The sequence below is a fragment of the Embleya sp. NPDC025285 genome (assembly GCF_055558835.1).
Genome location: NZ_JBVHLU010000070.1, coordinates 23,132 through 49,798 on the forward strand (window position 1 = coordinate 23,132; position 26,667 = coordinate 49,798).

At 70.8% G+C, this 26,667-nt stretch carries 18 protein-coding genes; 9 read left to right on the plus strand and 9 right to left on the minus strand.

Annotated features, from left to right (window positions below):
- Positions 1–43: 43 nt before the first annotated feature.
- From ACZ4FV_RS35230 to mce, 3 genes are all read right to left on the minus strand, one after another.
- Positions 44–4,651, minus strand: a complete 4,608-nt coding sequence (locus tag ACZ4FV_RS35230; protein WP_402230638.1) for a hypothetical protein — start codon at positions 4,649–4,651, stop codon at positions 44–46.
- A gap of 157 nt (positions 4,652–4,808) precedes the next feature.
- Positions 4,809–6,146 carry a crotonyl-CoA carboxylase/reductase gene (gene ccrA / locus ACZ4FV_RS35235; RefSeq protein ID WP_402230641.1) on the minus strand — a complete coding sequence of 446 codons (1,338 nt, stop codon included), beginning with the start codon at positions 6,144–6,146 and terminating at the stop codon, positions 4,809–4,811.
- Between the two features lie 252 nt (positions 6,147–6,398).
- Positions 6,399–6,839, minus strand: a complete 441-nt coding sequence (gene mce, locus ACZ4FV_RS35240) for a methylmalonyl-CoA epimerase (RefSeq protein WP_395873469.1) — start codon at positions 6,837–6,839, stop codon at positions 6,399–6,401.
- A gap of 261 nt (positions 6,840–7,100) precedes the next feature.
- On the opposite strand from mce, the gene ACZ4FV_RS35245 reads away from it, so the two are divergent.
- Together ACZ4FV_RS35245 and meaB are read left to right on the plus strand one after the other, a co-directional pair.
- Positions 7,101–8,288 carry an acetyl-CoA C-acetyltransferase gene (locus tag ACZ4FV_RS35245; RefSeq protein WP_395873458.1) on the plus strand — a complete coding sequence of 396 codons (1,188 nt, stop codon included), beginning with the start codon at positions 7,101–7,103 and terminating at the stop codon, positions 8,286–8,288.
- Between the two features lie 188 nt (positions 8,289–8,476).
- The gene (gene meaB / locus ACZ4FV_RS35250; protein ID WP_402230643.1) at positions 8,477–9,427 is read left to right on the plus strand and encodes a methylmalonyl Co-A mutase-associated GTPase MeaB; all 951 of its coding nucleotides are present in this window, start codon (positions 8,477–8,479) and stop codon (positions 9,425–9,427) included.
- A gap of 174 nt (positions 9,428–9,601) precedes the next feature.
- Here the strand turns inward: meaB and ACZ4FV_RS35255 are convergent, their stop codons facing one another.
- A complete protein-coding gene (locus ACZ4FV_RS35255) occupies positions 9,602–10,102 on the minus strand; it encodes a MarR family winged helix-turn-helix transcriptional regulator (protein WP_395873456.1) in 501 nt (166 codons plus the stop codon).
- 172 nt (positions 10,103–10,274) lie between these two features.
- Between ACZ4FV_RS35255 and ACZ4FV_RS35260 the strand changes: the two genes are divergently transcribed.
- The 4 genes from ACZ4FV_RS35260 to ACZ4FV_RS35275 all read left to right on the plus strand — a co-directional run bounded on the left by ACZ4FV_RS35260 (position 10,275) and on the right by ACZ4FV_RS35275 (position 13,566).
- Positions 10,275–10,856, plus strand: a complete 582-nt coding sequence (locus ACZ4FV_RS35260) for a MarR family winged helix-turn-helix transcriptional regulator (RefSeq protein ID WP_402230646.1) — start codon at positions 10,275–10,277, stop codon at positions 10,854–10,856.
- A 124-nt stretch (positions 10,857–10,980) separates the two neighbouring features.
- The gene (locus ACZ4FV_RS35265; RefSeq protein ID WP_395873454.1) at positions 10,981–11,301 is read left to right on the plus strand and encodes a DUF3817 domain-containing protein; all 321 of its coding nucleotides are present in this window, start codon (positions 10,981–10,983) and stop codon (positions 11,299–11,301) included.
- Positions 11,302–11,387: 86 nt separating this feature from the next.
- Positions 11,388–11,705 carry a DUF3817 domain-containing protein gene (locus ACZ4FV_RS35270; protein ID WP_395873453.1) on the plus strand — a complete coding sequence of 106 codons (318 nt, stop codon included), beginning with the start codon at positions 11,388–11,390 and terminating at the stop codon, positions 11,703–11,705.
- Between the two features lie 136 nt (positions 11,706–11,841).
- Positions 11,842–13,566, plus strand: coding sequence for an acyl-CoA mutase large subunit family protein (locus ACZ4FV_RS35275; RefSeq protein ID WP_465324414.1), 1,725 nt, complete (start codon positions 11,842–11,844; stop codon positions 13,564–13,566).
- Positions 13,567–13,780: 214 nt separating this feature from the next.
- Here ACZ4FV_RS35275 and ACZ4FV_RS35280 read toward each other — a convergent pair whose 3' ends face one another.
- Entirely contained in the window at positions 13,781–14,422 is a 642-nt protein-coding gene (locus ACZ4FV_RS35280; protein WP_402230652.1) for a TetR/AcrR family transcriptional regulator, read from the minus strand.
- A gap of 292 nt (positions 14,423–14,714) precedes the next feature.
- On the opposite strand from ACZ4FV_RS35280, the gene ACZ4FV_RS35285 reads away from it, so the two are divergent.
- From ACZ4FV_RS35285 to ACZ4FV_RS35295, 3 genes are all read left to right on the plus strand, one after another.
- Complete coding sequence (locus tag ACZ4FV_RS35285; protein ID WP_395873451.1) at positions 14,715–15,668, plus strand: tetratricopeptide repeat protein; 954 nt, start codon at positions 14,715–14,717, stop codon at positions 15,666–15,668.
- Positions 15,669–16,125: 457 nt separating this feature from the next.
- The gene (locus tag ACZ4FV_RS35290; RefSeq protein ID WP_395873450.1) at positions 16,126–16,761 is read left to right on the plus strand and encodes a DUF6230 family protein; all 636 of its coding nucleotides are present in this window, start codon (positions 16,126–16,128) and stop codon (positions 16,759–16,761) included.
- 77 nt (positions 16,762–16,838) lie between these two features.
- Positions 16,839–18,590, plus strand: coding sequence for a DUF6114 domain-containing protein (locus ACZ4FV_RS35295; RefSeq protein WP_465324416.1), 1,752 nt, complete (start codon positions 16,839–16,841; stop codon positions 18,588–18,590).
- A 64-nt stretch (positions 18,591–18,654) separates the two neighbouring features.
- Here ACZ4FV_RS35295 and glgB read toward each other — a convergent pair whose 3' ends face one another.
- The 4 genes from glgB to ACZ4FV_RS35315 are packed head-to-tail and all read right to left on the minus strand — an operon-like array spanning position 18,655 to position 26,419.
- On the minus strand, positions 18,655–20,934 hold the full coding sequence (glgB, locus tag ACZ4FV_RS35300; RefSeq protein WP_395873448.1) for a 1,4-alpha-glucan branching protein GlgB: 2,280 nt from the start codon (positions 20,932–20,934) through the stop codon (positions 18,655–18,657).
- Between the two features lie 48 nt (positions 20,935–20,982).
- Positions 20,983–22,434 (minus strand): maltokinase N-terminal cap-like domain-containing protein, encoded by a 1,452-nt coding sequence (locus tag ACZ4FV_RS35305; protein WP_395873447.1) that lies wholly within the window; start codon positions 22,432–22,434, stop codon positions 20,983–20,985.
- Positions 22,431–24,125 carry a maltose alpha-D-glucosyltransferase gene (gene treS / locus ACZ4FV_RS35310; RefSeq protein WP_355532028.1) on the minus strand — a complete coding sequence of 565 codons (1,695 nt, stop codon included), beginning with the start codon at positions 24,123–24,125 and terminating at the stop codon, positions 22,431–22,433. Before treS ends, ACZ4FV_RS35305 begins: the two co-directional genes overlap by 4 nt.
- Entirely contained in the window at positions 24,122–26,419 is a 2,298-nt protein-coding gene (locus ACZ4FV_RS35315) for a maltotransferase domain-containing protein (RefSeq protein ID WP_402230660.1), read from the minus strand. Before ACZ4FV_RS35315 ends, treS begins: the two co-directional genes overlap by 4 nt.
- Positions 26,420–26,667: the final 248 nt, after the last annotated feature.

Consider the following 26,667-nt stretch of genomic DNA (forward strand, 5'->3'; position numbering starts at 1 on the left):
GGAGCATCGACCTGACCGGGGGATAAGAACCGGCCGGCATCGCTCAATCGGATGACGACGAACCGGCACCCTTCGCCGCGGGGCCCTTGCCCGACGAGGAGTTGCCCTTGCCGGAGGCGAGGCCCGCGGGAGCGGCGAGCGCGTCCAACACGCCCTGCACGCGCGACATCTCGGCGGTGATGTCCTTGCGCCTGCGGTTCAACTCGTCGAGTTTGCGCTGTCCGTCGGCGCGATGACGGTCGGCGTCCTTGCGCGCCTCGGTGCGCAGTCGCTCCGCCTCCTTCCGCGCCTCGTCGAGAACCTTCTCGGCATCCGCGGCGGTCTTGCGACGGACCGCCTGCGCCTCCCGCTGGGCGGCGGCCACCTGTTCGGCCACCTTCGCCCGCAGGTCGTCCGCGCCCTTCTGGGCGTCGGCGAGACGCTGTTCCGCTTCCGAGAGCAACGCCTCGGCCTTCTTCACCGCGGCAATCCGTACCCTATCCGCCTCGGAACCGGCCTTGTCACGAATCCGCTCGGCTTCCTCCGCCGCGACCACCTTCATCTTCTCGGCGTCCACGCGGGCCTCGCTCACCTGTTCCTCCGCTGCGGCGACCAGGTCGTCGACCCGCTTGCCGGCCTGCTTCAGGCCCTCCGCGGCCTGCCGGCGGGCACGTTCGACGACCTGCTCGGCCTCCTTGTCGGAACGCTCGCGGGTGGCGGTGGTGTCCCGGCGGGTCTCGCTGATCATCGCGTCCGAGTCCCCGCGCGCCTTCTCTATCACCGCGGTCGCCTCGGCGCGCAGGCGTTCGTCCTCGGCCTCGGCCTCGGCGATCAGGCGGTTCGCCGCCTCGTTCGCCTCGTTGACGCGCTGCTCGGCCTTGCGCTCGGCCGCGCCGACGATCTCGGTGGCCCGGCCCTTGGCCCGGATCAGCAGATCCTCGGCCTCGTTGGCGGCCCGGTCCAGCTCCGCGCGGGCCTGCTCGCGCAGCGCGGTCGCGGCCTCCTCGGCCTCGCGCAGCTCCTTGTTCGCCGCTTCCCGTCCGGCCGTTCGGGTCTTCTCGGCCTCCCGGTCGGAGTCGGACTTCATCCGCTCGGCGTGCTTGCGCGCCGCGGTGACCGTGGCATCCGCCTCCGCGCGGGCGCGCACCAGCGTGGTCTCGGCGTCGTCGCGGGCCTTGGTCAGATCGCGTTCGGCGAGCGCGGTGAGCCGGTCCGACTCCTCGCGGGCGGCGTCCTCGATACCCACCACGGCGGCGCGTACCGCCTCCGCCTCGGCCTGGGCCTCGGCCACCGCGCGCGCGGCGTCCTCCTTGGCCAGCCGGGCCTGCGTGGTCGCACTCTCCAGCAGATCGGTGCCGCGCGCCTCGGCCTTCTCCAGCAACTCGCGCGCCCGCGCCTTGGTGCGATCGCGCAGCTCGGCCGCCTCGTCGCGGGCCTCCTCCAGCGCCTGCGCGCCCTGGGTGCGCAGCCGGGCCGCCTCGGCCTCGGCCTCCTCGCGCATCCGGGCGGAGTCGGTGTCGGCCTGCTCCAGCTGGGTCAGCGCCGCGGTCTCCGCCTCGCCGCGCATGCGCTCGGACTCCGCCGTCGCCTCCGCCAGCGCGGCGGCCGCCTCCTCGCGCAGCGTGCCCGCGTCCCGGTTCGCCGAGGCCAGCGTCGCGGTCGCCTCGGTGTGCAGGCGCTGCGCCTCGGTACGCGCGGCGTCCAGTGCCTCGGCGGCCTCGGTGCGCAGTGTGCGGGCCGCGGTCTCGGCCTCGGTGCGCAGCTGTTCCGCATCGCGTTCGGCCCGCTCCAGCAGCGCCCGGGCGGCGGCCTGCGCCTCGGACCGGGCCCGGTCCGCGTCGGTCTCGCCCTGCGCCCGGGTCGCGTCCGCGTCGGACCTGGCCGCGGCCAGCGCGGCGGTCGCCTCCTGGCGCAGCGTGCGGGCCTCGCTGTCGGCCTGCTCGAGGATGCCGAGCGCGGTCTCCTCGCCCTCGGCGCGCACCCGCGCGGCGTCCGATTCGGCCTTCTCCAGCGCGGCGCGCACGGTGGCGGCGGTCTCGGCACGCAGCGTGTGCGCGGCCTCCTCCGCCTCGGTGCGCATGCGCTCGGCCTCGGCGTGCGCCTGCTCCAGCACGGAGCGCGCGGTCTCGGTGGTCTCCTCGCGCAGCGTTCGGGCGGCCGTCTCGGCCTCCGTGCGCATGCGCTCGGCCTCCGCGTCGGCCTGCTCCAGCACGGAGCGCGCGGTATTGGTGGTCTTCTCGCGCAGCGCCTGCGCGGCGGTCTCGGCCTCGGTGCGCATCCGGGTCGCGTCCGCGTCCGCGTCGGCCAGCAGCGTGCGGGCCTGCTCGGTGCTCTCCTCGCGCAGCGTGCGGGCCGCGTTCTCCGCCGCCTCGCGGACCGCCAGCGCGGTGGCCTCGGTCTCCTCGCGCAGCGTGCGCGACTCGGTCTCCGCCTCCTCGCGCATCGAGGCCGCGTCCCGGCGGGCGGCCGAGCGCATGCCGTCCGCCTCCTCGCGGGAGTCGGTGAGGACCTTCTCGGCCTCCTCGCGGGCCTTGCCGATCAGTTCGTCGGCCTTGACCGCGGCCGACTGGGTACGCGCGCCGGCCTCGGCGCGGGCCTGCTCCATGGTGGCCTGGGCGTCCGCCCGGGCGCGGTCCAGCGCGGCCTCCGCATCCGTGGCGGACTGCTCGGCGCGGGCCCGCAGTTCCTCGGTGCGGGTGCGCAGCTCGGCGGTCTGGCGCTCGGCCTCGGCGCGCATCGCCTCGGCGCGCGCCACCGCCTGATCGCGCAGTTCGGTCGCGGCCTGCTCGGCCGAGCGGATCAGCTCCTCGGCCGCGCGGGCCGCGTCGGCGCCGGCCTTCTGGGCCTCGGCGCGGGCCTTGGCCACCAGTTCCTCGGCCTCGGCGTGCGCGCGACCGGCGTTCTCCGCCGCCTCGGTGCGCACCCGCTCGGCCTCGGCGCGGGCCGCCTCGACCCGTTCCGCCGCCTGCGCGCTCGACTCCTCGCGCAGTTGCTCGGCGGCTGCCGCGGCCTCGGCGCGCAGGTTTTGCGCCTCGTCCTGGGCGCGCTGCAACTCCTCGACGGCCTCGGCCTGTTGGCGCTGAGTCAGCTCGCGCAGACGGTGCGTGTCGGCGACCGCCTTCTCGCGCAGCTTTCCGGTGTCGGCGCGGGCCGCCTCCAGCAGTTCCTCGGCGCTCTCGGCGGCCTTGGCACGCAACTGCTCCGCGTACTCGCGGGCCTCGTTCGCGAGTCGATCGCTCGACTCGCGGGTGCGCGTCTCCACCGCCTCGGCATCGGCCTGCGCGCGGGCGCGCAACTCGTCCGCCTCGGTACGGGCCTCGCTTTGTACCCGCTCCGCCTCGGACCGGGACTTGGCCATCAGGTCGTCCGCGGCACGGGCGGCGGTCTCCAGGCGCTCGGCGGCGCCGGCCTCGGCATTGGTGAGCAACTGCTGCGCCTCGCCGCGCAGTCGGTCCACCTCCTGCCGGCGGCGTTCGATCTCCGCGCGCGCCCCGGCCTCCAACTCGTCGACCCGGGCCAGGGTTTCCTCGCGGGCGGTGTCCAACTCGGCGCGGGTGTCCGTGCGCAGCGCCTCGGCCTCGGCGCGTGCCTCGTCGCGCAGCCGGTCTGCCTCGGCGAGTGCCTCGGCACGCAGCCGCTCGGCGGCGGCACGGGCCTCGGCGGTGAGCTTGTCCGCCTCGGCACGGGCCTTGCCCACATACGCCTCGGCCTCGCCGGCGGCCTTGCCGAGCTTCTCGCTCGCCTCGGCCTCGGCGCTCTGGAGCAGGCGCTGCGCCTCGGCCTGGCGGCGGTCCGCCTCGCCGGCCGCCTCGGCGCGCAGGCGCTCGATCTCCAACTGGGCGGATTCGAGCAGCTTCGCGGTGTTCTCGGAGGCGCCCTGGGCCCGGGCGCCGGCCTCGCCGGTGACCCGCTCGGCCTCGGAGCGCGCCTCGCCGATGATCCGGGCGGCCTCGACCCGGGCGTCGCCGACCAGGCTCTCCGCGCGGGTTCGGGTCTCGGTGCGCAACTGCTCGGACTGGTCCACGGCCGCGCTCGCCCGGGCCTTGGCCTCGGCGATCACCCGGTCCGCGTCGCCCTGCGCGCGGGAGAGCAGCGATTCGACTTCGGCGCGGGTGCTCTCACTGGTGCCGGCGGCCTGCTCGCGCGCGGCGGCGGCGATCCGCTCGGCCTCGGCGCGGGCGTTGTCCACGAGTTGGCGCGAGCGCTCCTCGGCCTGCGCGCGCAACTGCTCGGCCCATGCGACGTTCTCGTTGACCCGGGTCTCGGTGGCCTGGCGGGCCTGGGTCAGTTCCTCGTCCAGGCGCCGGCGGCGCTCCATCACCTCGGCCTGCCAGTCGGCCTCCAGCCGGGCGGAGCGCGCGGCGGCCTCCTGGAGCAGGCGCTGCGTGGTCGCGCGCGACTCCTGCAATTCGCGCTCGGCGTCCGCGCGGACCTGGTCGGCCTGCAACTGGGCGTTGCGCAGCATCTGCTCGGCCTGGCCGCCGATGCTGTCGAATCGGGGCGTGGCGAGTTGGCGGCGAAGGTCATGCAGCTTCGCGCGGAGAACCTCGACCTGATAGCCGAGGTCCTCCGCGTGTGCGACGGTGTCGTCGCGCTCCTTCTTCAGCCGCTTGATCTCGTCGTCGAGTACTTCGAGGTGCTCGTCGACTTGGTAGCGGTCGTAGCCCCGCACTGTGGGGTCCCACTCCATCCCCTGGCCGCGTACGTTTCAGTACTGCATATCGGCCGTTTCCGACCGGTTGGTGACGACACGACCCCGTATGTACATCCGGAACCGCCCGTACCGCATTGACTACCAGGGAGAATGGTCTCAGATCCAGGGACCGCCGTCAGACGTTACGAAAGCGGTTGATGGCGTCGATATGCCGCGATCGCATCTCGGCGTCCCGAACCCCCAGGCCCTCCTCCGGTGCGAGACACAGTACGCCCACCTTGCCCTGGTGCAGGTTCCGGTGGACGTCCCGGGCCGCCTGGCCGGTCTCTTCCAGAGCGTAGGTGCGCGACAACGTCGGGTGAATCTTACCCTTGGCCACCAGACGGTTCGCCTCCCACGCCTCCCGATAGTTGGCGAAGTGCGAGCCGACGATGCGCTTCAGGCTCATCCACAGATAACGGTTGTCGTACTCGTGCATGTAACCCGACGTCGACGCGCAGGTCACGATGGTGCCGCCCTTGCGGGTGACGTACACGGACGCGCCGAAGGTCTCCCGGCCCGGGTGCTCGAAGACGATGTCCACGTCCTCGCCGCCGGTGAGTTCGCGGATGCGCTTGCCGAGCCGGTTCCACTCGCGCGGGTCCTGGGTGCGCTCGTCCTTCCAGAACCGGAAGTCCTCGGCCCGGCGGTCGATCACCAGCTCTGCGCCCATGTCCCGGCACAGTTGCGCCTTGTCCTCGGAGGACACCACGCAGATCGGCGTCGCGCCGCCGGCCAGGGCGAACTGGGTCGCGTACGAGCCCAGGCCGCCGGAGGCGCCCCAGATCAGCACGTTGTCGCCCTGCTTCATGCCCGCGCCGTTGCGCGAGACGAGCTGGCGGTACGCCGTCGAGTTGACCAGGCCCGGCGAGGCGGCCTCTTCCCACGACAGGTGTGCCGGCTTGGGCATCAACTGGTTGCTCTTGACCAGCGCGATGTGCGCGAGACCGCCGAAGTTGGTCTCGAAGCCCCAGATGCGCTGCTCGGGGTCGAGCATGGTGTCCGCGTGCCCGTCCGCGCTCTCCAGCTCGACCGACAGGCAGTGCGCGACCACCTCGTCGCCGGGCTTCCAGGCGTTCACGCCCGCGCCGGTGCGCAGCACGACACCCGCGAGGTCGGAGCCGACCACGTGGTAGGGCAGGTCGTGCCGCTTGGTCAGGTCCGAGTTGCGGCCGTACTTCTCCAGGAAGCGGAAGGTGGAGACCGGCTCGAAGAGCGAGGTCCACACGGTGTTGTAGTTGATCGCACTGGCCATCACGGCGACGAGGGCTTCGCCGGGGCCGAGTTCGGGCAGCGGCACGTCTTCGACGTGCAGCGACTGACGCGGATCCTTGTCCCGCGATTCCATGCCCTCGAACATCGTCTCCTCGTCCTTGTGGACGGTGACGGCGCGGTACGAGTCGGGAAGCGGGAGCGCTGCGTACGCCTCCTTGGGGGTGTCCCCCGCGAGGATGGCGTCGAGGATCTCCTTCATCGTCGGCCTCCATGGGTCGGCGGTTGAAGCATGAGACAACATGAGGGATTGCTGAACTTCGCTGAACTTACCCGCTGGTAACGTTAGGCGGTCGGCACAAAGCCGACAAGAGGCGGAGTCGCAGGAACTCCGCCACTCGTTTGACGATGTGTCGGTTCACGAAGGGTCGCAGTGGTCGGGCGGGTGCCCGGGAAGGCGGCGGGGCCGGGCGCGATGGCGCGGGCCGGGCGCTCGGTGCGGTGACGTGGGCGGTCAGTGCTCCGCGGCGGGGTTCGCGGCCGAGGTCACCAGCTCGGTGAGCACACCGTGACAGTCCTTGGGGTGCAGGAAGGTGATGCGCGAACCCATGGAACCACGGCGCGGCTCGTCGTACAGCACCCGGACGCCCTTGTCCTTGATCGCGGCCGCGTCGGCGTCCACGTCGGCGGTGCCGAAGGCGATGTGGTGCACGCCCTCGCCGTTCTTGGCGAGCCACTTCGCGACGGTGGAGTCCTCGCGGATGGGCTCCAGGAGCTGGAGATAGGACGCGCCGCCGTCCGAGGTCTCGTTGATCTTGAGCATCGCCTCGCGAACGCCCTGCTCCTCGTTGACCTCGGTGTGGAACACCTCGAAGCCGTAGGTCGCCCGATAGAACGCCACCGTCTCGTCGAGGTTGTGGCAGGCGATGCCGATGTGGTCGATACGTGTGAGCACCATGGCCTCCAAAGGCCTCTGGGAAGTAACCGGGTTACCTGCGGGTAGATACCCGGTCCGTCGAAACGAGACTATGGGTGAGAGCACACCCGGTATGGGTGGCCCGAGATGGTGGGTTCCGTCACATCGGAGCCCCCTGCCGTGGTCGCGGCCCTTGCGGGTAGGTTCCGGAACAACCTCACGTCCGTCGCGGGGATGCCGCACGTCGCCCGGGCCGCCTGGCGATGGCACCCCGACCATCAAGTTGTGGAGGCCACCCTCATGGCCGGTTCTGTCATCGTCGCGGGGGCCCGCACCCCCATGGGCCGTCTGCTCGGATCCCTCAAGGGCTTCTCCGGCACCGACCTCGGCGCCATCGCGATCAAGTCCGCGCTCGAGCGCGCGGGCGTCACCGGGGACCAGGTCCAGTACGTGATCATGGGTCAGGTGCTCCAGGCCGGCGCGGGGCAGATGCCCGCCCGGCAGGCATCGGTGAAGGCCGGCATCCCGATGAACGTGCCCTCGCTCACGATCAACAAGGTCTGTCTCTCCGGCCTGGACGCGATCGCGCTGGCCGACCAGCTGATTCGCGCCGGCGAGTTCGACATCGTGGTCGCGGGCGGCATGGAGTCGATGACCAACGCCCCGCACCTGCTGCCGAAATCCCGTGAGGGCTTCAAGTACGGCGCGATCGAGATGCTCGACGCGATGGCCTACGACGGCCTGACCGACGCGTTCGAGAACATCCCGATGGGCGAGTCGACCGAGCACCACAACGGCAAGCTCGACATCTCCCGCCAGGAGCAGGACGAGGTGGCCGCGCTGTCGCACCAGCGGGCCGCCGCCGCCGCGAAGAACGGGGTCTTCGACGCCGAGATCGTGCCGGTGCAGATCCCGCAGCGACGCGGCGAGCCGGTCGTGTTCGCCACCGACGAGGGGGTCCGCCCGGACACCACCGCGGAGTCGCTGGGCAAGCTGCGGCCGGCGTTCACCAAGGACGGCACCATCACCGCGGGGTCGGCCTCGCAGATCTCCGACGGCGCCGCCGCCGTCGTGGTGATGAGCAAGGCCAAGGCCCAGGAGTTGGGTCTGGAGTGGCTGGCCGAGATCGGCGCGCACGGCAACGTCGCGGGCCCGGACAACTCGCTGCAGTCGCAGCCCTCGAACGCGATCAAGCACGCGCTGGGCAAGCAGGGCCTGACCGTCGACGACCTGGACCTGATCGAGATCAACGAGGCGTTCGCCGCGGTGGCCGTGCAGTCGATGCGCGACCTCGGGGTGGGCACCGACAAGGTCAACGTCAACGGCGGCGCGATCGCGCTGGGCCACCCGATCGGGATGTCCGGCGCCCGCGTGGTGCTGCACCTGGCGCTGGAGCTCAAGCGACGCGGCGGCGGCACCGGCGCGGCGGCGCTGTGCGGCGGTGGCGGCCAGGGCGACGCGCTGATCCTGACGGTCCCGGGCAACTGAGCCCAGCGGTCGCCGTGCCGGGCGCGGGCGGGGGCCGAGGCGACGCGGGCGACCGGGCGGTTCACGACGCCCCACCCACCTGAAACGATCTCGGAGTCGCGTGGCCCGCACCCCGGTGTGCGGCCGCGCCGACTCCGGGGTCGTTTCGGCATATCCGAGTAGGGAAGCGGTGGCGCATGAGGTCGGGGATGGATGTCGCGACGTTGGTGGCCCAGGCCCGAGAGGGTCGGCCCCGGGCGGTCGCCCGGTTGATCTCGCTGGTCGAGGACGCGTCGCCGAAGCTGCGCGAGGTGATGGCCGCGTTGGCGCCGTTGGCCGGCAACGCGTACGTGATCGGGCTGACCGGATCGCCCGGCGTGGGCAAGTCGACGTCCACCACCGCGCTGGTGAGTGCCTACCGCAGGTTGGGCCGGCGGGTCGGGGTGCTCGCGGTGGACCCGTCCTCGCCGTTCTCCGGCGGCGCGCTGCTGGGCGACCGGGTGCGGATGCAGGACCACGCGACCGACCCCGGGGTGTACATCCGCTCGATGGCCTCGCGCGGGCATCTGGGCGGGCTGTCCTGGTCCACCCCGCAGGCACTGCGCGTGTTGGACGCGGCGGGCTGTGACGTGGTGATCGTGGAGACCGTCGGCGTGGGCCAGTCGGAGGTGGAGATCGCCTCGATGGCGGACAGCACGGTGGTGCTGCTCGCGCCCGGGATGGGGGACGGGATCCAGGCGGCCAAGGCCGGGATCCTGGAGATCGGCGACCTGTATGTGGTCAACAAGGCGGACCGGGACGGCGCGGCGACCACGGCGCGCGAACTCGGGCACATGTTGTCGCTGGGCGAGGCGCGCGGGCCGGGGGACTGGCGTCCGCCGATCGTCAAGACGGTGGCCTCGCGCGGCGAGGGCGTGGACGAGGTGGTCGAGGCGCTGGAGAAGCACCGCGCCTGGATGGAGGCCGGTGGCGAGCTGACCCGGCGCCGACGGCGCCGGGTGGCGGACGAGGTCGAGGCGATCGCGGTCACCGCGCTGCGGTCGCGGATCGGCGATCTGCGGGACGGCCTTCGGCTCGACGCGCTCGCGGCGCGAGTGCTCTCCGGGGATCTGGATCCGTACGCGGCCGCGGACGAGTTGATCGCGGGGCTGGGGGCCTGAGGCGCTGTGGGCCGACCTCGGCTTGTCGTCCTCGAACGCCGGACGGGCTGATGGGTCGGCCCCGAGCGTGGGGTCGGCCGGGCTCGGAGCGTCGTCCTCGAACGCCGGACGGGCCGGATGTGGTGCCGTTTTCGGTGCGGGCTCGGCTTGGGTGTTCGGCGGGCCGGGGGTGGTTCAGGGTTGCTTCGGGGATGGACAGGCCGTGGCGCGGGCGGCCGGGCGGAGCTTTTCGGCCACCGCGCCGAACGCCTCGCCGACGATCCGCTTCTGATCGGCGGTCATCACGTCCATCAGGTGCTCGCGGACGCTCTCCACATGGGTGGGTGCCGCGGCCTCGAGCACGCGCCAACCCTGGTCGGTGAGGACCGCGAAGGCGCCGCGCCGGTCGGTCGGACAGTTGCGGCGCGCGACCAGGCCGGCGTTCTCCATCCGGGTCATCTGGTGCGAGAGCCGGCTCTTCGATTGCTGGGTCGCCTCGGCGAGATCGCTCAGCCGTACCTCCCGGTCCGGGTGCTCGGAGAGCCGGACCAGGATCTGGTAGTCGTGCAGGGACAACCCGTGCTCGCGCTGGAGCTCGCGCTCCAGCCGCGGCGGCAGCATGTTGATCACGGCGATGATCTGGCGCCACACGCACTGGTCTTCATCGCTCAGCCACCTGGGCTCGGCTTCGGTCATGTAACGAGAATACCGAAGATAGTTGAAACTTGAATGACCTGTTGGTTGTGCGCGGGTCCCCGGCGCGCCGCGCGGGCGGGTGTGCGAGCCGCGCCCGCGTATACACGCGGGGGTATGCGCAAGACGTGAGACAGCCACGTGACCGATGGGTAACCTCCACTACGCTCGGCCCGTGCCGAAGCCACTGAATCTCCCCTTCGATCCGATCACGCGTGCCGACGAGCACTGGCGAGAGCGCTGGGGGGAGTGCCCGCCGATGGTCGCGATCACCTCGATCATGCGCGCCCAGCAGATCCTGCTCGCGGGCGCCGACGCGGTGCTCAAGCCGTACGGGCTGACCTTCGCCCGCTACGAGGCGCTGGTACTGCTCACCTTCAGCCGGACCGGCTCGCTGCCGCTGTCCCGGATCGGCGAGCGGCTGATGGTCCATCCCACGAGTGTGACCAACACGATCGACCGCCTGGAGCAGGCCGAGTTGGTCGCCCGCCGGCCCAACCCGCGCGACGGGCGGGGGGTGCTCGCGGTGATCACCGACAAGGGCCGCGACGTCACCGAGCGGGCCACCCGGGACCTGACCGCGCGCGAGTTCGGGCTCGGCGCGTACACCCCCGAACAGTGCGCCCAGCTCTTCGACCTGCTGCGGGTGCTGCGGGTGGACGCGGGCGACTTCCGTGTCGAGGAGACGCCGGCCGGGAGTGAGGCGGCATCGGCGCAGGCGCCGGCCGGTTCGGTGCGCGACACGGCGGGCGCGTAGCGGGCACATATCGGTGGGGAGGGGGCGGATTCGGGGACCCCGGTGCCGGCGACGTAAGCTGCATGCGCCATTGTGAAAAGCGGTCGACGAGGTCGTCGATGCCGCCGTTACCGAAGGTGCCGCCGTGAAGCCTGTCGTATTGACCCGTTACCGGGTGATGGCCTGGATCACCGGGTGCATGCTCCTGGTCCTGTGCCTGTGCATGGTCCTGAAGTACGGGTTCGACACGGGCGAGAAGGCGACGCTGTACGTCAGCCAGGCCCACGGCTTGTTGTTCATGGTCTACCTCGTCGTCACCTTCGACCTCAGCAGCAAGATGAAGTGGAAGTTCGAGCGCATGCTGCTGATGATGGTCGCCGGCACGATCCCGCTCGCGTCGTTCTACGCCGAGCGCAAGGCCGTCGAGGCGGTCCGCGAGCGCGAGCCCGCCGCCGCCACCGCCTGAGCCGTTCGCCCCGTCCGAGGCCGGCCCGGCATGTGTCGGTCGGCTCGGGTCAGCCCGTTTCGAACCCGCTTCCCCCGAGGATCCCCATGCTTTCCACCGCTGTCGGCCGCTTCAAGGTGATCTCCATCGCCGAGGGCACGTCGTTCCTGCTCCTGCTCGTCTTCGGTTCGCTGCTGAGCCGGATCTCGGACATCAACCTGGTCATGCCGCTGGGCCTGCTGCACGCGGTCATGTTCATCCTGTACCTGCTGGCCATGATGGACGTGCGGACCAAACTGTCGTGGGACAACAAGACCACGCTGCTCGCGTTCATCGCGGCGATCCCGCCGTTCGGCCCGTTCGTCTTCGACCACAAGATGAAGCACAAGCTGGTCGAGCCGACCGCCGCGCCCGCCACCGCCTGAGCGGTCGCCGCCCCCGGGCCGCGTGCCCGGCTTCGAGTGCATCCCGAGCCCCCGACGTCCCGTCGGGGGTTTTGGCGTTTTCCGGGTCGTGGACATTTACTAGGACGTCCTAGTAATTTTCTCGTGCCGCGCGGGAATGGGTCCTACGACGACGGCAGCGGACAGGAGCCACGTGAACACCGAGGACATCGAAGCGGGTCGGCGGCGCTGGCAGGACCGGTACGACAAGGTCGGCAACGACGGGATGCGCCGCACCACGCTCTCCGAACTCGAGGTAGAGCCGGTCTACGGACCACCGGCCGATCAGCCCTACGAGGGCTTCGAACGGATCGGCTGGCCGGGCGAATTTCCCTACACCCGCGGTCTGTACGCGACCGGCTATCGCGGGCGGGCGTGGACCATCCGGCAGTTCGCCGGTTTCGGCAACGCCGAACAGACCAACGAGCGCTACCGGATGATCCTGGCGAACGGCGGCGGCGGGCTCTCCGTCGCGTTCGACATGCCGACCCTGATGGGCCGCGACAGCGACGACGAGCGTTCGCTCGGCGAGGTCGGGCACTGCGGTGTCGCGGTGGACTCGGCGGCCGACATGGACGTGCTCTTCCGCGACATCCCGCTCGGCGACGTGACCACGTCGATGACCATCTCGGGCCCGGCGGTGCCGGCGTTCTGCATGTACCTGGTGGCGGCCGAGCGTCAGGGTGTGGACATCGGCACGCTCAACGGCACGCTGCAGACCGACATCTTCAAGGAGTACATCGCGCAGAAGGAGTGGCTGTTCGCTCCCGAGCCGCACCTGCGGCTGATCGGCGACCTGATGGAGTACTGCGCCGCCGAGATCCCGGCGTACAAGCCGCTCTCGGTGTCCGGCTACCACATCCGCGAGGCCGGGGCGACGGCCGCGCAGGAACTCGCGTACACGCTGGCCAACGGCTTCGGCTACGTCGAGCTGGGGTTGTCGCGCGGCATGGACGTGGACGTGTTCGCGCCGGGCCTGTCGTTCTTCTTCGACGCGCACGTGGACTTCTTCGAGGAGATCGCCAAGTTCCGCGCGGCGCGCCGGATCTGGGCGCGGTGGATGCGCGACGTGTACGGCGCCAAGACCGCCAAGGCGCAATGGCTGCGCTTCCACACCCAGACGGCCGGCGTCTCGCTGACCGCGCAGCAGCCGTACAACAACGTGGTGCGCACCGCGGTCGAGGCGCTCGCGGCGGTGCTCGGCGGCACCAACTCGCTGCACACCAACGCGCTGGACGAGACGCTCGCGCTGCCCAGCGAGCAGGCCGCGGAGATCGCGCTGCGCACCCAGCAGGTGCTGATGGAGGAGACCGGGGTCGCGGCGGTGGCCGACCCGCTCGGCGGGTCGTGGTACGTCGAGGCGCTCACGGATCGGCTGGAGGCGGAGGCGGAGGCGACGTTCGCGCGGATCCGCGAGCTGGGCGAGACGTCGCCGCACCCGATCGGGCCGATGACATCGGGCATCCTGCGCGGCATCGAGGACGGGTGGTTCACCGGGGAGATCGCCGAATCCGCGTTCCGCTACCAGCGGGCGGTGGAGAAGGGTGACAAGCGGGTGGTCGGGGTCAACTGCCACGAGGGCTCGGTGACGGGTGACCTGGAGATCATGCGGGTCAGCCACGAGGTGGAGCGGGATCAGGTCTCGGCGCTGGGGGTGCGGCGGGGCGCGCGGGATCAGGCGGCGGTGGACGCGGCTCTGGGGGAGATGCGGGTTGCCGCGCGGGGGTCGGTGAACCTGGTGCCGCCGATGTTGGCGGCGGCTCGGGTGGAGGCGACGCTCGGGGAGATCTGTGATGTTCTTCGGGAGGAGTGGGGGACGTACACGGAGCCGGCGCGGTTCTGATTTTGGGTGGGCTCGCCTTCGGCCTCGCATTGGCCTCAAGCGCCGGCCGGGCTGCTTGGCCTCATGCGCCGGCCGGGCTGGATGAGTTCGGCTCACGTGGGGCGTCGGGGTCGCTGGGGTGGCCTCATGCGCCGGCCGGGCTGGATTGAGTTCGGCTTACGTGGGGCGTCGGGGTCGCTGGGGTGGCCTCAAGCGCCGGTCGGGCTGATCGGCTTCAAACGCCGGCTGGGCTGATCGGCTCGGGGCTGGTGGGTAGGAGGCCGGTGACCACGAAGGTGGTGAAGCGTTGGACCCAGGCGTCGGAGGCGGGTTCCGCGCTTACCAGGACGTGTTGGACCACCGTGCCGGCGATGACGTCGAAGATCAGGTCCACGTCTATGTCGCCCGGGGCGGAGATCTCGCCTCGGGCCTTGGCTCGGGCTCGGCCCTCGACGACGAGGCGCTTTTGCGGGTCGACGACCTCTTCGCGGATGCGCCGCCGCAGGGCCGGGTCGCTGGTGGAGTCGGCGACCAGGCCCATCAGGGCGGTGCGCATCTCCGGGCGGCCCAGGAGCGCGGCGAAGCGGCGGACCACGTCCTCGATGTCCGCGCGCAGGTCCGGACCCTGGTCCGGCAGGTCGAGGGTGTCGAGCATCTCGGCGACCGCGGCGATGGCCAGATCGTGCTTGGAGTGCCAGCGGCGGTACAGCGTGGTTTTGGCCACGCCCGCGCGCGCGGCGACGTCGCCCATGGTCAGGCCCGCCCATCCGCCGTCGGCCAGCAGCGCTCGCGCCGCGTCCAGGATCGCGTCGTCCGCGGTGGCGCTGCGTGGGCGTCCCTTGCGCTGTAGGGGCACTCCCGCCGATTCGTCGTACACGGGCGGTCATGTTACCGGCTGGTACCGTGCGGGGCGGTGGCGCAACTCACATCCGCCATTCGCGATGCCACGGTCGCATTCCCCCCGGCGCTCCCCTTACGCTACGAGCCGTAGCGAATCGCGGTGCCTGGATGGGGATTCGAGCACACGATCGCGACTGACGACCTGTCAAGGGTCGTCGTCCGTCCCGGGGCCCGCATCCTGCGGGGACCGGGACGCGACGAGGCTTCGAACGTGCGCCGGTGGGTCGCCCCGTGCATCGTTCGGCGTGCTCTCGGGGGAAGATGTCTACATGCAGCCACGGAACATGTCCATGCGCGGAGTAGTCGACCTCGGCGCGGTCAAGGCCGCCGCCGACAACGCCGCCAAGCGTGCGGCCGCGCCGGCCGGGAAGCCCGCCGCCGCGTCCGGTGCCCAACGGGTCGTCATCGACGTCACCGAGGCCACCTTCGAGACCGATGTGCTCGCGCTCTCCCAACAGGCCCCCGTCGTGATCGACTTCTGGGCCGAGTGGTGCCAGCCGTGCAAACAGCTGAGCCCGCTGCTGGAGCGCCTGGCCGAGGAGTACGCCGGCCGCTTCGTGCTCGCCAAGATCGATGTGGACGCGAACCCGCGTCTGGCCCAGGAGTTCGGCATCCAGGGCATTCCCGCCGTGATGGCGGTCGTCGGTGGTCAGCTCGCGCCGCTGTTCCAGGGCGTGGTGCCCGAGGCGCAGGCGCGGCAGGTGCTGGACCAGCTCGTCCAGCTCGGCGAGGAGCGGTTCGGCCTGACCGGTATCGCGGTCGACGGTGAGCCCGCCGCGGCCCCCGCCGACGACGAGGAGGAGCCCGCCGGGGATCCGCTGCTCGCGGCGGCGGACGAGGCGCTGGAGCTCGGTGATCTGGACGGCGCGGCACAGGCGTTCCGCAACGTGCTCTCCGACCACCCCGCGCACGCCGAGGCCAAGCTCGGCCTGATCAACACCGAACTCCTGCGGCGTACCCAGGAGGTGGACGCGGAGAAGGCTCGCGCGGACGCCGCCGAGCACCCGGACGACGTCGCGGCGCAGACGCTCGCGGCCGACCTGGACATCCTGGACGGCCGGGCGGACGAGGCCTTCGCTCGGCTCGTGGAGACCGTGCGGCGGACCTCGGGCGAGGAGCGCAACACCGCGCGACTGCACCTGCTCGACCTGTTCGAGATCGTCGGCGCGGACGACCCGAGGGTGCCCAAGGCCCGGATGGCCCTTGCGGGCGTGCTCTTCTGATCCTGCGTCAGGCGCTCGCTTTGTCGATGAAGCCCCGGTCGTTCTCGTGGTCGAGAGCGATCGGGGCTTCGTCTTTACCCATCTTTGACTCGGGGCAATTTCCCTAGCCCTGCGTGGCATTTGGTGATCTCCGCGTGATCCGTTAACGGACCTTTGCCACGAAATCGGATCACTCGACGTCGGTGTCGATACCGCGCTGTGATCCGGTGGCGGGTGTCGTTCGAAGGTCCGCGTTACTCGCCGGTAACGAACCTCTTGTGTGCCGACCCGGTCGTGAAAGATGATCGGGCCGCTCGATCCGTGTCCCATTCGCCCCGGCAGCCGGTCGGTGGCTCGGACGCGGACCTCCCCATCCAGGCCGTGCCGGTCCGTCCCAGGACAGGCAGGCCCTCCCTCCATGCCCCGCCACGTGCGGCCCTGGTCCGCATGAGGAGGGGACTCTGTCCCGAGGAGGACCATGGACAAGAAGGTTCAGGCGGGTAGCGGCAAGACCCGCTGGAAGCGATTCGGCATCGTGCTCGTCCCGGTCGCGGCGATGACCGTCGGTATGTTCGCGGGTGTCGCGAACGGTGCCATTCCGGTCGACATCGCGGTGTCCGGGGGAAGTTTCAAGGTCAGCGCCGCGGAGCTGCAGGCGAACGAGTTCTCCCAGTACGGCAATTTCGTCAAGAGCCCGGGTGGTCAGAAGCCGGTGGCCGTGGCTGCGATCGGCGACGCCAGGATCACCAAGCTGTGTCAGTCGGTCGAGGTCCCCGGCATCGGTGTGGTCCTGCGCATCGAGGCGGGTGGCGACGGTTCGCCGGCGACCGCGAAGAACATGACGCTCGCGATGGACGCGCTCGACGGTGATGCCGAGTTCGAGAACATCGACATCGGTGTCGACGCTTCCCGGATGGCCAAGGGCACCCCGGAATCGCCGTGGGCCAAGGGGCCGGCGGCGATCGGCAACGGCGCGCCGGGCATGTTCGGCCAGCAGGCGACCAAGGCCACGTTCACCAACGTCAAGCAGTCGGCCTGGCTGGTCACGGCGACCAACTTCAAGCTCAACGGCCTGCACCTGAAGGTCGGCGGCAAGGACAAGGTCTGCTTCTGATGTGCCGTCGGCCGCGAGCGGGTCTCCCTGCTCGCGGCCGGTCCGCCATACCGGAGCAACACCTCAGGGAGTGATTCGTGACCGCAGCACAGCCGCAGCCCAACGCGCTCGTGCGCCGGTGGCGGGCGTTCGGGAGGTGGCGGCGCGTTCGGCCTTTCTGGGCCGGGCTGTTCACCATGCTGGCCGCCGGGCCCATCCTGTGGGCGCCGTACGCGTCGCTCAAGGCCGGCGACGTGACCGTCCAGCTCAAGCAACACAGCGGTATCTCGGCGCTGTTCATCGGCGTGATCCTGATCATGCTCGGCATCGCCACCTGGCTCAATCCGAAGGTACGGATCTACCTCGGCGTCTTCACCATCATCGTGTCGCTGGTGTCCTTCATCGTGGCCACCTTCGGTGGCTTCGGGCTGGGCATGTTGTTCGGTCTGATCGGCGGGATGCTCGCGGTGTCGTGGGCGTACGCCGAACCGCCGAGCGACGCGGAGGAGGCCGAGTCCCCGGCCGACGACGACCGGGACGGCGACGACGACGGACGGCCCGGGCCGGACGGGGACGACCACGGCGACACCCTCGTCGAGGACGGCTTCCTGGCCCAGGCGCTCCACGGGAAGGCCCCCGATGCCTCGGGGGAAGCACCCACCGGGTCGGTGACGACCGACCGGCCCGGTGAACCCTCCAGGGCGATGACCTCGCCCCGCGTCGCGCTGACCGCGATCGTCACCGCGATGGTCGGTGTGGTGGGCGTGGTGGGCATTGCCCACGCGTCCCCCAGCGATCCGCTGCCGGACAACCCGTACGCGGACGGGCCGTGCGTACCCGCGAGTGCCACGGCCTCTACGAGTGCGTCGGGTTCGGCGTCGGCATCGCCGGCCGAGTCGAGCGCGGCGCCGAGTGCCGGCAAGTCGTCGACCCCGGTGCCCGCCGGCAAGGCGGCTCGGCCGACGGCGGCGCAGGGTCCGGCGGGCGAAGCCACGCCCGTCACGCCGACGCCGGCGCAGAGCACGGCGGCGCCGACGAGCAAGGCGCCGGAACTGAAACTGCCGGAGCTGAAACTGCCGGAACTCGAGCTGCCCGAGCTGAACCTGCCCGGGTTGCCCGGACTCGGACTGCCCGGAATCAAGCTGCCGTCCGCGGCGTCGTCCGCTCCGGCTGCTCCGGCTGCTCCGGCTGCTCCGGCTGTCCCGGCTGTCCCGGCGGCCCCGGTCGCGCCGGTCGGCTCGGCGTCGACCACCCCGACGGCCTCCGCGAAGCCGTCGGCCAAGTCCTCGGCGAAGCCCTCGACGACGTCGGCCAAGCCGTCGGCCACGTCGTCCTCGGCCGTGCCCAAGGACGGCAAGTCGCCCTTCCCGTGCCCGGTGCAGGGCCCCGTGAACGCCAAGAGCGGCGGCGGACTCCCACCGGTAGCGGTGGATCCGCTGGTCCTGAAGTCCAGCCTGCTGGCCATGGCCGGGCTGAACTACGAGGGCGTGGTCAAGGTGAAGACGCACACCGGGACCGAGGAGAACGCGCTCAAGTTCACCGTGTCCAAGGGCATCGACATCTGGAACATGTCGATGACGGTGAAGGAGGAGGGCGGCAAGGACATCGTCATCTCGTCCGACGAGGGCAGCAAGTCCTGGATGGACGCGGACATCCCGACGACGATGTACGTGAAGTACCTCAAGGGCAACATCTTCGGGATCGTCCCGATCACGTTCACGCCCGAGAGTCCGCCGCCGATCAACATCCCGATCGTGTTCTTCACGAACGTGGAGAGCTCGATGTACGCCCAGTTGGGCGGCAGGCTGCACATCCCCGGCTACGGCATCAACAAGGCCGGGATCAAGTAGTCCGCCGGCCGGCGCGCCACGCGACGCGCCCCGGGACCCACGCGGTCCCGGGGCGCGTCGAGTGCTATTCGGGCACGAACCACACCGTGGCCAGCGGGGGCAGCGTCATCGTCGCCGAGGCCGGGCGGCCGTGCCACTCCGACTCCTCGGCCGTGATCTCGCCCTGGTTCCCGACGTTGGCGCCGCCGTAGCCGCCGGCGTCGGTGTTGAGCACCTCGCGCCAGCGGCCCGCGTGCGGCAGACCCACCCGGAAGTCCTCGCGGACCACCGGGGAGAAGTTGCACACGCAGACCAACTGCTCACCGGCCGCGCCGATCCGGATGAAGGACAGCACGTTGGACGCCGCGTCGCCGCCGTCGATCCAGGAGAAGCCCTCCGGCCGGGTGTCCTGGGTCCACAGCGCGGACCTGCCCCGGTACACCGTGTTCAGGTCGCGGACCAGCCGCTGGATGCCCTGGTGTTCGGCGTGGTCGAGCAGCCACCAGTCCAGACCCCGCGCCTCGGACCACTCCGCGCCGTGGCCGAACTCCGAGCCCATGAACAACAACTGCTTGCCCGGATGGGCCCACATGAAGGCGAGATAGGCGCGCACGTTGGCCATCTGCTGCCAGCGGTCGCCCGGCATCTTGTCCACCAGCGAGCGCTTGCCGTGCACCACCTCGTCGTGACTGATCGGCAGGATGTAGTTCTCGCTCCAGGCGTACATCAGCGAGAAGGTGATCTCGTTGTGGTGGTGTTGGCGGTGGATCGGCTCCTTCTGGATGTACTCCAGCGAGTCGTGCATCCACCCCATGTTCCACTTGAAGCCGAAGCCGAGCCCGCCGCCGTCGGTGGGGCGGGTCACCCCGTCCCACGCGGTGGACTCCTCGGCGATGGTCAACACCCCCGGCACCCGCCGGTACAGCGTCGCGTTCATCTCCTGGAGGAAGGCGACCGCGTCCAGGTTCTCCCGGCCGCCGTGCTGGTTCGGCGCCCACTGACCGTGCTCGCGCGAGTAGTCCAGGTAGAGCATCGAGGCGACCGCGTCCACCCGCAGGCCGTCGATGTGGAACTCCTCGCACCAGTAGACCGCGTTGGCGACCAGGAAGTTGCGCACCTCGTGCCGGCCGTAGTCGAAGACCAGCGTGCCCCAGTCCGGATGTTCGCCCCGGCGCGGATCCGGGTGCTCGTACAGCGGTGTGCCGTCGAACCGCGCCAGCGCCCACGCGTCCTTGGGGAAGTGCGCCGGCACCCAGTCCACCAGCACGCCGATGCCCGCGCGGTGCAGCGCGTCGACGAGGTGGCGGAACTCGTCGGGGCTGCCGAAGCGCGACGTGGGCGCGTAGTACGAGGACACCTGGTAGCCCCACGACGGCCCGTACGGGTGTTCGGCCACCGGCAGCAGCTCGACGTGGGTGAAGCCCATCTCGGTGACGTAGGCGGGCAACTGCTCGGCGAGTTCGAGGTAGCTCAGGCCCGGCCGCCACGAGCCCAGGTGGATCTCGTACACGCTCATCGCCGAGGTGTGGTGGGTGACCTCGGCGCGCTTTTCCAACCACTCCTTGTCCGCCCAGGAGTAGGTCGAGGTGTGCACGACCGACGCTGTGGAGGGCGGCAGTTCGGTGGCGAAGGCCAGCGGGTCGGCCTTCTGCCGGGACACCCCGTCGCGGCCGAGGATCTCGTACTTGTACTTGGTGCCGTCGCCGACGTCGGGAACGAACAGCTCCCAGACCCCGGACGAGCCGAGCGAACGCATCGGGTGCGCGATGCCGTCCCAGTAGTTGAAGTCGCCGACCACCCGCACACCGCGCGCGTTCGGCGCCCAGACCGCGAAGGAGGTGCCGGCGACGGGTCCGTTCGCGGTCTCGAAGGAGCGCACGTGCGCGCCGAGCACCTCCCACAGCCGCTCGTGCCGACCCTCGGAGATCAGGTGCAGGTCGAACTCGCCCAGGGTGGGCAGGAACCGGTACGGGTCGTCGGTGTGCAGCTCGGTGCCCTCGTAGCGGACCTCCAGCCGGTAGTCGGGCACCGTCGAGCCGGGCAACAGACCGGTGAACAGGCCCTCGGCCTCGTGGGTCAGCTCGACCCGGTGCTCGCCGGTGACCACGATCACCTCACGGGCCCACGGCCGCAGCACCCGCACCACCACGCCGTCGACGCCGGGTACGTCCGGGTGCGGGCCGAGCAGCCCGTGCGGATCGTGATGACCGCCTTCCACGAGCCGGCGCAACTCGTCGGCGGCCAGCGGCGGTACCACCGGGGTGCCGGCCGGGCGGGTGCGGCTGCGCGTGCTCCGACGCGGAGCGGGACGGCCGGCGACCCCGCCGCCCTCGGATGACGCGGTGCTGTGCGGACGGGCCGTCACGGATGGGACCTCCTGAGACGTGGGTGCTGAAACGGAATCGACAGGTCGTCAGTGCGGCTGCGGTGCGCGTTCGGCCAGCCGCCGGATCGCCGACATCGGCACCGGCAGCCACGAGGGTCGGTTGCCCGACTCGTACATGACCTCGTACACGGCCTTGTCGGTCTCGAAGGCCCGCAACAACACGGGCTCGGAGTGCGGGTCGAACGAACCCGCGTCGGCGTACCCCGCACAGAAGGCTTCCCGGTTGCGGGTCGCCCATTCCTCCGCGCGGCGCACCAGGTGCGGTGCGGGCGCCCCGCGACCCCAGAACCCGCCACCGCCGGCGAGCAGGTGCCGGGCCGCGTAGTCGAACGAGCGCAACATCGCCGCGATGTCGCGCAGCGGCGAGTGCAGCGAGCGTCGTTCGCTCAGCGGCCGGGCGGGCTCGCCCTCGAAGTCGAGCAGCACCCACCGGGTGGCGGTGCGCATCACCTGACCGAGGTGGAAGTCGCCGTGGATGCGCTGCAACGGGACCGGATGCCCGTCCCGACCCAGCGTCTCCAGGTCCTGATACGCCTCGCGCAGCCGGTCGGTGAACGGCGCCAACTCCGGCACCGCCTCGGCCGCCGCGTGCAATCGGCGCTCCATGTCCTGCGCGATCGCGGCCAACTCCGCCTCGCCCGCCACCGAGGTGGGCAGCGAGCGGGCCAGGTCGGCGTGCACCTCGGCGGTGGCCGCGCCGAGTCGGAAGGACTCGCCGGCGAAGTCGCCGCCGGTCTCGTGCGCGTGCGGACCGGCGCCGCGCACCTCCTGGCCGGCGTACAGGTCGCGGACCGAGGTCTTGGCCAACTCCCAGCCGTCGGTGCCGGTGCGCAGGTATTCCTGGAGCAGGCCGAGCGTGGTCGGTTCGGCGTCGGTGTCCGGGAACGGCATGTCGAACCAGGCGATCGGCGCCGGGATCCGCCGCGAGCCCGCGCCCGCCAGCGCGAGCGAGACCTCCAGGTCCGGATTGACGCCGGGCACCACGCGCCGGAACAGCTTGAGGATCACGTCGTCGCCGAAGATGATCGACGTGTTCGACTGCTCGGCGCCGATCACCAGGCCGACGTGTTCGGGGTCGGGGGCCTGCGCGCCGGGCCGGTGGAAGGCCAGGGAGCCGACGGTGTCCGCGGCGACGAACCGTTCCGGCAACCACCGGGTCAGCTCGGCGTCGTGTACCGCGTCGTAGAGGCTGCTGCCGTTGGGCAACCGGCCGATGGCCGCGTGCGCCAGCCGGTCCGGCAGGGTGCCCCGAACCCCGAGCAGGAGTTGGTAGTGCTCGGGCGTGGCACCGTGCTCGACCCGCAGCAGCACGTGGTGCAGCGCGGGATCGCCGGAGACCACTTCGAGACTGTGGACCACGCCGACCCCACGAAGAGGTCGGCCCTTGCCGGCGAACCATCTCTGCTGCGGCAGCCAGTCGCGCAGCACGGCGATCACGGCGGAGGCAGTCGGATCGTGGGGTCGGGTGGAATCCGTCACAGCGTCATTTCTCCACGGGTGAGGCGGAACCAATAGAAACCGTGCCCCGCGAGGGTGAGCAGATACGGCAGCTCGCCGATCGCGGGGAACGTCACCCCCCCGAGCAACTCGACCGGTTCGTACGTCTCGAACTGCCGCAGGTCCAGCTCGGTGGGCTGGGCGAAGCGCGAGAAGTTGTGAACACACAGCACGATGTCGTCCTCGTATTCGCGAAGGAACGCCAGCACGCTGGGATTGGACGAGGTCAGCTCGTTGTACACACCGAGCCCGAAGGCCGGGTTCTGCTTGCGCACCTCGATCATCCGGCGGGTCCAGTGCAGCAGCGAGGAGGCGTTGGACATCTGCGCCTCGACGTTGGTGACCTGGTAGCCGTAGACCGGGTCCATGATGTTCGGCAGGTACAGCCGACCCGGATCGCACGTGGAGAAGCCCGCGTTGCGGTCCGGCGTCCACTGCATCGGCGTGCGCACACCGTCGCGGTCGCCGAGCCAGATGTTGTCCCCCATGCCGATCTCGTCGCCGTAGTACAGGACGGGCGAGCCCGGCAGCGACAGCAGCAGCGCCGTGAACAGCTCGATCTGGTTGCGGTCGTTGTCCAGCAACGGCGCGAGCCGACGGCGGATGCCCACGTTGGCCCGCATCCGCGGGTCCTTCGCGTACTCCTTGTACATGTAGTCGCGTTCTTCGTCCGTGACCATCTCGAGGGTGAGCTCGTCGTGGTTGCGCAGGAAGATGCCCCACTGGCAGTTGTCCGGGATGGACGGGGTCCCGGCCAGAATCTCCGAGACCGGGTAACGCGATTCGCGGCGGACCGCCATGAAGATGCGCGGCATCACCGGGAAGTGGAACGCCATGTGGCACTCGTCGCCGTCGCCGAAGTAGTCCACCACGTCCTCGGGCCACTGGTTGGCCTCGGCCAGGAGCACGGTGTCCGGGTACTTGTCGTCGATCTCCTTGCGCACCCGCTTGAGGAACTCGTGGGTCGCGGGCAGGTTCTCGCAGTTGGTGCCCTCCTGCGCGAACAGGTACGGCACCGCGTCCAGTCGGAACCCGTCGATGCCCAGGTCCAGCCAGAACCGCAGCCCGGCCAGCATCTCCTCCTGCACGCGCGGGTTCTCGTAGTTGAGGTCCGGCTGGTGGCTGAAGAAGCGGTGGAAGAAGTACTGCTTGCGCACCGGGTCGTAGGTCCAGTTGGAGGACTCGGTGTCGACGAAGATGATCCGGGCGTCGCCGTACGCCTTGTCGTCGTCGGCCCACATGTAGTAGTCGCCGTACGGCCCGTCCGGGTTGTTCCGCGACTCCTGGAACCACATGTGTTGATCGCTCGTGTGGTTCATCACGAAGTCGATCACCACCCGCATGCCGCGCTTGTGCGCCGAGTCGACGAACTCGACGAAGTCGGCGAGGTCGCCGAACTCGGGCAGCACCGCGGTGTAGTCGGCCACGTCGTAGCCGCCGTCGCGCAGCGGCGACGCGAAGAACGGCGGCAACCACAGGCAGTCGACGCCGAGCCACTGGAGATAGTCCAGCTTCTGGGTCAGGCCCTTCAGGTCGCCCACCCCGTCCCCGTTGCTGTCCTGGAAGGACCGCACGAGGACCTCGTAGAAGACGGCTCGCTTGAACCACAGGGGATCGCGATCCCGCGACGGGGTGTCGTCGAAGGTGTCGCGGACGGGTTCGTTGACGATCACGGGCTGTTCCTCCGGACCGAGAAGAGATGCGCGGGCTCGTGCGCCGGATCCAGCCGCACGTAGTTGTGCCGACCCCAGCGATAGCCGGCTCCGGTGAACTCGTCCTGCACCGCGAAGGTGTCCTGCCAGTCCGACCCGAGGGCGGGCAGGTCCAGGGCGACGGTGGCCTCGTGCGTGTGGTGCGGATCCAGGTTCACCACCACCAGGACCAGGTCGTCGACATCACCCACACGGGTGCGCTTGGAGAAGGCCATGACCGCATCGTCGTCCACGTGATGGAAGGTCAGGTTTCGCAGACGTTGCAGACTCGGGTGGCGTCGGCGCATCCGGTTCAGCGTGGTGATGTACGGCGCCAGCGAGCGTCCCTCGCGCTCGGCCCCGGCCCAGTCGCGCGGGCGGAACTGGTACTTCTCCGAGTCGTGGTACTCCTCGCTGCCCGCCTTGACCGCGCGGTGCTCGAACAGCTCGAAGCCCGAGTAGACGCCCCACGTCGGGGAAAGCGTGGCGGCGAGCAGGGCCCGGATCTTGAACGCGGCGGGCCCGCCGTACTGCAGGTAGGCGTGCAGGATGTCCGGGGTGTTCACGAAGAAGTTCGGCCGCATGTAGGAGGACGCCTCGCCGGTGGTCAACTCGGTGAGGTACTCCTGAAGTTCGTCCTTGCCGTTGCGCCAGGTGAAGTACGTGTACGACTGCTGGAAGCCGACCTTGGCCAGCGTGCGCATCATCGCCGGTCGGGTGAACGCCTCGGCCAGGAAAATCACGTCCGGGTCGGTCGCGTTGATCGTGGCGATCACCTCCTCCCAGAACATCACCGGCTTGGTGTGCGGGTTGTCCACCCGGAAGATCCGCACGCCGTGCGCCATCCAGTGCCGCAACACCCGCAACGTCTCGGCGACCAGACCCTCGAAGTCGGCGTCGAAGTCGATCGGGTAGATGTCCTGGTACTTCTTCGGCGGGTTCTCCGCGTAGGCGATGGTGCCGTCGGCCCGGTGCCGGAACCACTCCGGGTGCTTCTCGACCCACGGGTGGTCGGGGGAGACCTGGAGCGCGAAGTCGAGCGCCACCTCCATCCGCAACTCGCGGGCCCGGGCCACGAACGCGTCGAAGTCCTCGATCGTGCCCAGGTCGGGGTGGATCGCGTCGTGCCCGCCCTCGGGCGAGCCGATCGCCCACGGCGACCCGGGATCGTGCTCGCCGGCCTCGAGCGAGTTGTTGGGCCCCTTGCGGAACGCCCGGCCGATCGGGTGAATCGGTGGCAGGTAGACCACGTCGAAGCCCATCGCGGCGATCTGCGGCAGGCGTTCCATCGCGGTCCGGAAGGTGCCGCCGCGCGGCGGGTGATTGCCGGCGGGGTCCACCACCGCGCCCTCGGAACGCGGGAAGAACTCGTACCAGGACCCGTACAACGCGCGCTCGCGCTCGACCCGCAGCGGATGGCGCGCCGAGCTGGTGAGCAACTCCCGCAGCGGATACCTGGCCAGCACTTCGTCCAGCACGCTCGACCGTGCCGCGGCGAGTCGTTCGGTGGGGCTGCGCGTCTCGTCCCGGACCGCGTCCACCGCGGCCAGCACGACCGCCCGCAGGCCGTCCTTCTTGGGCACGCCGGCGGCGGCCCGCTCCAGCAACTGCGCGCCCTCCTCCAGCACCAGGTCGACCTCCAGGCCGGCCGGGACCTTGATGCCGGCCGCGTGCCGCCAGGAGGCGATCGGGTCGCCCCACGCCTCGACGGCGTAGGACCACAGGCCCTCGGTGGTCGGCGTGACGCTCGCGTGCACCCGGTCGGTCCCGGGCGCGCCCGGAAGCATCGGGGTGAGCGCGCCGGCCCGGCCGCGCGGGTCACGCAGCACCACGCCCGCGGCCACCGCGTCGTGGCCCTCGCGAAAGACCGTGGCGGCCACGGGGAACGTCTCGCCCGGGATCGCCCGGGCCGGCCGGGTGCCGCCGTCGACGGCGGGCTCGACGTCCAGGATCGGGATGCGCCCGATCCGCGGCGTCACCGGTTTGGCCGATCTCCCGGCGCGCGCGGGTGACTTGGCCGCGGCGGGCGGCGCGTCGGGTTGCGCGGCAAGGGGCCGCGCCGGCTCGGGCCGCACGGTGCTCGCCTTCGTCGCGCTCGCCTCGGGTGCCGGCTTCGTCGTCGCACCGGGCGCCGGCCCGGTGGCCGACGTCGGTTCGGGCCGCGCGGCCCTCGACTTCCCGGCGGTCGTCTTCCGTGCCGCGGCCTTGTCGGCCGCGACCTGCCCCGCCCGGGGTGCGCGGGCGCCCCCGGGGTCCTTCTCAGCCGAACTGGTCATGCCGAACTCCTGTACCCACGGACGGGCATCCCGTGCGCGTCGCGCGCGATACACCCGTACGGAAACCCACTCGATACCCCGATTGCCGGACCCGGGAGTGGCGGAAAACCGACCCGGCGGCGACCGGTGGGATCGCTCGGGTCCACCTCTCACCGCTGCGCGGCGGCCATTGCTCGTGACGCGACCACCAGGCGGGGACCGGGTGGGGCCCGGCCCGCGATCGTGGACGGTGGATGTCTGGTGTGTCC

Bases quoted from the DNA above. Each gene is read 5' to 3' on its own strand.
- ccrA (WP_402230641.1), bottom strand. From the start codon at position 6,146: ATGAAGGAGATCCTCGACGCCATCCTCGCGGGGGACACCCCCAAGGAG.
- ACZ4FV_RS35245 (WP_395873458.1), top strand. From the start codon at position 7,101: ATGGCCGGTTCTGTCATCGTCGCGGGGGCCCGCACCCCCATGGGCCGT.
- meaB (WP_402230643.1), top strand. From the start codon at position 8,477: ATGGATGTCGCGACGTTGGTGGCCCAGGCCCGAGAGGGTCGGCCCCGG.
- ACZ4FV_RS35255 (WP_395873456.1), bottom strand. From the start codon at position 10,102: ATGACCGAAGCCGAGCCCAGGTGGCTGAGCGATGAAGACCAGTGCGTG.
- ACZ4FV_RS35270 (WP_395873453.1), top strand. From the start codon at position 11,388: ATGCTTTCCACCGCTGTCGGCCGCTTCAAGGTGATCTCCATCGCCGAG.
- ACZ4FV_RS35275 (WP_465324414.1), top strand. From the start codon at position 11,842: ATGGGTCCTACGACGACGGCAGCGGACAGGAGCCACGTGAACACCGAG.
- ACZ4FV_RS35285 (WP_395873451.1), top strand. From the start codon at position 14,715: ATGCAGCCACGGAACATGTCCATGCGCGGAGTAGTCGACCTCGGCGCG.
- ACZ4FV_RS35290 (WP_395873450.1), top strand. From the start codon at position 16,126: ATGGACAAGAAGGTTCAGGCGGGTAGCGGCAAGACCCGCTGGAAGCGA.
- ACZ4FV_RS35315 (WP_402230660.1), bottom strand. From the start codon at position 26,419: ATGACCAGTTCGGCTGAGAAGGACCCCGGGGGCGCCCGCGCACCCCGG.